The sequence below is a fragment of the Pseudoalteromonas sp. G5_S1_14_S5 genome, from assembly GCF_054968605.1.
On sequence record NZ_JBQKUM010000040.1, the window covers coordinates 39351 to 45784 of the forward strand.

The 6434-nt window shown below is 44.3% G+C and carries 6 protein-coding genes; 5 read left to right on the top strand and 1 reads right to left on the bottom strand.

Translation table 11 applies throughout. The features are described 5' to 3' along the window. Positions 1-35 precede the first annotated feature (35 nt). From ACTRWI_RS13210 to ACTRWI_RS13225, 4 genes are all read left to right on the top strand, one after another. Complete coding sequence (locus ACTRWI_RS13210; protein ID WP_499132010.1) at positions 36-989, top strand: ChaN family lipoprotein; 954 nt, start codon at positions 36-38, stop codon at positions 987-989. Between the two features lie 184 nt (positions 990-1173). After that, a complete protein-coding gene (locus tag ACTRWI_RS13215) occupies positions 1174-1527 on the top strand; it encodes a hypothetical protein (protein WP_499132011.1) in 354 nt (117 codons plus the stop codon). Between the two features lie 133 nt (positions 1528-1660). Next, positions 1661-3547 (top strand): BCCT family transporter, encoded by a 1887-nt coding sequence (locus ACTRWI_RS13220; RefSeq protein WP_499132013.1) that lies wholly within the window; start codon positions 1661-1663, stop codon positions 3545-3547. 193 nt (positions 3548-3740) lie between these two features. Then, positions 3741-5318: an alkaline phosphatase gene (locus tag ACTRWI_RS13225; protein ID WP_499132015.1), complete on the top strand. Its 1578-nt coding sequence runs from the start codon at positions 3741-3743 to the stop codon at positions 5316-5318. A gap of 160 nt (positions 5319-5478) precedes the next feature. Here ACTRWI_RS13225 and ACTRWI_RS13230 read toward each other — a convergent pair whose 3' ends face one another. Further along, entirely contained in the window at positions 5479-5916 is a 438-nt protein-coding gene (locus ACTRWI_RS13230) for a YcgN family cysteine cluster protein (protein ID WP_102425118.1), read from the bottom strand. A gap of 160 nt (positions 5917-6076) precedes the next feature. On the opposite strand from ACTRWI_RS13230, the gene ACTRWI_RS13235 reads away from it, so the two are divergent. Further along, a complete protein-coding gene (locus tag ACTRWI_RS13235; RefSeq protein ID WP_105025357.1) occupies positions 6077-6325 on the top strand; it encodes a YkgJ family cysteine cluster protein in 249 nt (82 codons plus the stop codon). Positions 6326-6434: the final 109 nt, after the last annotated feature.

The window sequence follows — 6434 nt, forward strand, 5'->3', positions numbered from 1 at the left end:
TCCTTTAGTATGCGTGTTCTTCAAGGAGGCATTTCATGCAACGTATTATTCTTATCGGATTAGCCACTCTTCTCACAGCTTGTGCTAATCAACCTTCAGAAAACAGTTCTCAAAAAGTGGTTCAACCGGAAAGCGTTTCCACCTACTACGATTACCAGTTTGCCTCACCACAAGGAGAAGCACTCTCTCTCAACGCTTTACCTCAAGGAGTGCTAGACGCTGACGTCATTCTTATTGGCGAATGGCACACTCACTCCGCCATCCACCGCTTTCAAACTGATTTCTTAAAAGCGCGTCAAAATGCAGACTCAAACATTGCCCTATCAATGGAGCAATTTACTCGAGATCACCAAGACACGCTTAACCAATATCTAAACGGTGAAATTGGCGAACAAGTACTTATCTCCAAGGCTGCAGCTTGGCCAAATTACGAAAGCGATTACCGCGCATTAGTAGAGTTCGCAAAAGCGAATGACTTAGATGTTATCGCGGCAAATGCGCCCAAACCCTTTGTTCAGTGTATTGGTCGTAAAGGATTACCTTACCTAGAGCAGCTTTCTTCAGAACAGCGAGATTGGGTTGCGACTGAGGTTAATATTGGCGATAGCCCTTACAAAGAAAAGTTCATGGCATCGATGCATCACGGTACGCCAGAGCAAACAGAAAAGCAGTTTGCCGCTCAAGTAACTTGGGATGAAACCATGGCGGAATCGATTGTCGATTACCTAGCAACGAACCCTGACAAACAAGTGATTCATGTCGCTGGTAAGTTCCATACTGAAGGTGGGTTAGGCACAGCCGCTTCTATCTCGCGTCGTAATCCTGACCTGAAAGTTGCCATCATCACACCGGTCGAAGCCTTATCTTCGGATTCAAGTGATTACCAACTACAAGTATTGTCTCCACCCGTGCGTTTTGTTCAGAAAGAGAACCGTATGAAGGCATACAAACACCTGTCTAAACGCACCTCAAAACTACAATGTGACTAAGCTCGCTTAGCTTCTTAGGTTAAACATGGGTATCGGCATAGGAATTGCTTATTTACCAAGCAGTTTTAATTAAGCAGAAGAAAATGTCATGTGCGAATAAAAAAACATCACTATCGATGATTAATTGCACAAGTTTTTCACACCTCTGCCGATACTATATTTAAGGATAGGTAAGGAGAGCTATATGACGCCAGTAGGAACGAGTAACACTCAGCTGTATTCACCTTCGCAGATGAACGCTAAGAGTTCAGCTAGCGAAGCTGAAAAGCCTGCGCCGTTGAAGGTTGAGCAAAACACGGTTAAGCTTTCTGAAGAGGGCAAAGCGCTCTTATCTGCCCTTAAAGAAATCGATAAAGAAGCGAAGAAAGTTGAAGCAGAAAACGCGACCGTTACCGATAAAGTTGAATCATTTGCTCACGGCGCTCTAGGTATGGATCACCCAGACAAGATCGAAGAAGAGAGTGACGGTTCTTATTCAGCGGGGCAATACCTGTCCGCAGCGGCAACGGTCGGCGGTATTCTGCTAGCTCTAATATAGCCTGACCTGCTTAGTTCTTTGAACGTATTTCATTCAAAATAAAAGCGATTTGTCGTAACGACAATAGACCCGATTAGGTCAAAAAAACGAGTTCATTCCATAATTCCGCTCTCATTTAAATGGAATAATACTCGTGAGAAACACTTTTGAGCTTATCGATAAGCCAACCTTCTTTGGTGCGATTGCACTACTCCTTACGATAGTTTTCCCGCTCATTCTGTTCCCAGTTCAAGGTGCAGATTGGATTGCGATTGCGAAAACATTTATGACTGACCAACTTGGTTTTCTATACCTTGCGCTCGGCCTCGCGGCTTGTGCATTTATGGTGTATGTGGTGTTCAGTGATATGGGACAAATTAAACTTGGCGAAGCTGGTGAAGAGCCTGAGTTTAAAAACGCTTCATGGGCTGCAATGCTGTTTTGTGGTGGTATCGGTGCAAGTATCTTGTACTGGGGCTGTATTGAGTGGGCTTACTACTACCAATCCCCTCCTTTCCAACTAGAACCTGGCAGTGAAGAAGCAGTACGCTGGGTAGCGACCTACGGTCTGTTCCACTGGGGGCCTATCGCATGGTCTATCTACCTAATCCCGACTATACCTATCGCTTACTTCTTCTACATACGTAAACAACCTGTTCTAAAGATCTCAAGTGCATTAATGCCTGTTCTTGGTGAACACCGTAGTCAAGGCGTACCAGGAAAGGTCGTTGATATCCTATTCATTTTCGGCCTATTAGGCGGCGCTGCAACAACCTTAGGTTTAGCAGCTCCTCTAATCACTGAAGGCTTGAATCACCTGTTTGGCTTGCCGAAAAACAACCTGACACAAGTGACTGTTCTTTTAATGTGTACTGCTATTTTTGCTTACTCGTCTTACGCGGGTTTAGAAAAAGGCATTAAGATCCTAAGTAACATCAACTTCTGGGGTGCAATGGGTCTATTGGCATTCGTACTGCTTGCCGGCCCGACGATCTTCATGCTGGAAACAGGCTTAGACTCGATTGGTCGTCTACTGTCTAACTTCTTCGTGATGGCGACATGGGCTGAACCATTTGGTGGCTACGGCACATTCGAAAACACGCACTTCCCACAAGACTGGACGATTTTCTACTGGGCATGGTGGCTAGTATTTGCACCAAGCATGGGTCTATTTGTAGCACGTATCTCTCGCGGCAGAACCATCAAACAAATGGTGTCAGGTTCTATCTTCTTTGGTTCTCTGGGCTGTTTCCTATTCTTCATGATATTGGGTAACTACGGTCTATCTCTGCAGCTTTCTGGCGAGCTAGATGTTGTGGCTGTGCTTAACGATGAAGGCGCAACCAAAGCGATCTTCTCGATGCTAACGCAGTTACCGATGAGCACAATCGTTATCGCAGTGTTTACACTACTGTGTATCATTTTCACTGCGACTACCTTTGACTCTATCTCATACATCCTTGCTTCTGTTGTTCAGAACAACGTGACAGAAGAACCAATGCGTTGGAACCGTATGTTCTGGGCATTCACACTGTCGTTCTTATCAACGATTCTGATGTTCCTGGGTGGCTTGAGTAAGTTACAAACTGCAGCGATTGTTGGGGGCCTACCGCTACTGGCTATCTCTGTGATGCTGATGATTTCAGCAGTGCGAGCAACTAGCCTCGATTTACGTCACCAAGATGCGTACATCGAACCAACCATCAATATAGAGGAGCTGCCGGACATGGATCCATGGTCAGCTGAAGGCATGGCACTGGCTCAGTTTGAGAAAGAGAGAGACGCAGCGCAAGAAGCCGCAGAGCTTGAGCGTGTTGCTTATACAGAGCTAGCAGCAGTGAAAAAAGAAATTCGCGCTTATGTGCTAGAACAAGGTTCACAAATGGAAACTCACGAGTTACCAGAGAACCTGCAGCAAGCACTTGAGCAGGCCGAGAGTAATCTTAGTGCCGCACAAGCGAAAAAGGTCGAGTTATCTGAGCAGGCTCAGAATGCTCGAATCGCGTTCAACCAAGTGGTTGCAGACTTACCGTTTGCTTGACTTTAGCCATGACGCTGCCCACGAGTTTAGGCCCTCCTAAATAATCCAAAGGCTCACTGAAATGTGAGCCTTTTTTATTTCTATTCCAAAGATTTGAGTTATTGCTCAATTTCACATTTATAAAATAAATATAAAACAGATTTGACATATTCGAGTGTTTTAATGACCCCGCTTATATAAAAAGGGATAAATAATGAAGCAATTTATGATACCTGTTATTGCCGCAGTGGCTACGTCAACAATTTCATTCAATGTAGTTTCAGCAGAGATCAAAAATGTCATTCTAATGATTGGCGATGGTATGGGACCTCAACAAGTTGGCTTATTAGAGACTTATGCAAACCAAGCACCTAACTCAATCTATAAAGGTCAAAAGACCGCCCTTTATCAGCTTTCTCAAGAAGGCGTTATTGGTTCATCTCTTACCCACCCAGAAGATGCGATTGTGGTCGACTCTGCTTGTTCCGCAACCATGCTTGCTACAGGTATCTACACAGGTTCAGAAGTTATTGGTATTGATTCCCAAGGCAATCACGTAGAAACCGTGCTGGAGAAAGCAAAAAAAGCGGGTAAAGCAACCGGGCTGGTTTCCGATACGCGCTTAACTCATGCTACACCTGCCGCATTCGCCGCGCATCAGCCACACCGCTCTCTAGAAAACTATATCGCTAGCGATATGCTGGAAACAGGTGTCGATGTGATGCTTTCTGGCGGGCTACGTCACTGGATCCCTAAGTCAACCAATGACAAAGGCGAAACCTACAAACAACTTGAGCAACTGACCCAAGGTGACGTTTACCTCAAGTCAAAACGTAAAGATGACCGAAACCTTCTTGCTGAAGCCCAGAAAAACGGCTATCAGTTAGCGTTTAACCGAGACATGCTCGAAAAGGCTAACGGCGACAAACTACTTGGTCTATTCGCATACTCTGGCATGGACGATGGCATCGTATATAGCAATAAAAAGCAGAGTGGCGAACGCACACAACCGAGCTTAAAAGAGATGACGCAAAAAGCGCTTAACGTCTTATCAAAAGATGAAGATGGCTTTTTCCTAATGGTTGAAGGCGGTCAGATAGATTGGGCTGGGCACAGTAATGATGCGGGTACTATGCTGCACGAACTGCTTAAGTTTGATGAATCAATTCAAACGGTATACGAATGGGCAAAAGATCGTGAAGACACCATCGTAATCGTGACTGCAGACCATGAAACTGGCTCTTTCGGCTTTAGCTATTCATCAAGTAAGCTACCAAAGCCACAAAAACGACCAGGAGAAGCCTTTAGCGATCGTGATTATGCGCCAAACTTTAACTTCGGTACCTTCGATATTCTTGATGGTTTATACAATCAGAAACAAAGCTACTACGGCATGATCAGTGAGTATCAAAAACTCGACAAAGCAGAGCAAACGCCTGAGAAATTCGCTGAGCTCGTGAACCAAAATAGTGAATTTCCAATCACCGCAGAACAAGCGAAAAAGGTTCTAGCAAGTAAGCCAAACCCATATCGACTGGCGCAACACAAATATTTGTCGGCAGAAGAAGTGCCTGCTATCAACGATTTCGATGCCTTCTTCCCTTATAACGATCGCGGCAACCTACTTGCTCGAGAACAAGCAACAAGTCAAAACATCGTTTGGGGTACAGGCACACACACCCATACACCTGTGAATGTGTTTGCTTGGGGACCAGCAGAAAAGATATTACCCGTATCAAAAATCATGCATCACTCAGAGCTTGGTGAGTACATCAAGCAACAAGTAAATTAGCCTGAGATTTTTTGCTAACTTCACTTAACGCCCTGAGGGGCGTTTTTTTGTTCTAAGAGTTAAAGCGCTTAAGAGTTTAAGAGTTTAAGCTAAGTAAGTTTCGAATTTAGGTGACGCCAAATAGCAAAACAGCCGCTGTTGAGCGACTGTTTTTCAATCATTAACGATTTGGGTGATTCAAAATGTGGTCTTCCCAATCCACAACATCAATCTCGTATACGACTTTGTTGCGAACGCTTTCACCCGCAGCGTGCATTTCAGACTTAGAACCTGTGATTAATGGGTGCCACTCTGGGATCGGCTTAGATTCGGATAGAAGACGGTAAGCACAAGTATCCGGTAGCCAATGGAACTCGTCGATCTTGTCACGAGTCAGCTTCAAACACTCTTCACCTGAAGTGAAACGGTTTGGGTAGTCCTTACAAGAACACGTTTTGTCGTTCAGCCAGCTACACGCTACATTGGTGTAGTAAACTTCATCGCTATCTTCATCCATAAGCTTATGTAGGCAACACTTACCACAACCATCGCACAGAGATTCCCACTCTTGCTCAGACATCTGCTCTAGTGTTTTTTCTTGCCAAAATGGATTCGTCATAGGATTACTTCTTACTCTTTTTACTGGGGTGCGTGTTATACCGCTAGCCCATAAAAAGTTCAAGGATAATAATTGTTCATTCTTTGATCCAATCATTAGCTGTCACTGCCATTATTTTTTGCTACTATCGCGCACCCTGTTATTGAGTGAGTTTAATTTGATGGAATGTCGCCTAGGTTGTGGAGCATGCTGTATTGCTCCGAGTATTACATCTGCTATTCCTGGAATGCCGAATGGTAAGCCTGCGGGTGTACGCTGCATTCAGTTAAACGATCAGAATCTTTGCAAGCTGTTTGGTCAAGACTCTCGTCCTAAAGTATGTCATCAATTCAAAGCTTGCCCTGTTATTTGCGGAAAAACCGATCAAGAAGCACTCGACAACTTAATCGAACTTGAGGCAATCACTTAGTCATCCCTCTTCCATTTTCTGACATCTATATGCCCAAGATTTCACAATTTTGCGAAACCTAAACTATCTTGTTGATACTGTTACAGATTAATAAGGTTCGTTATGAACA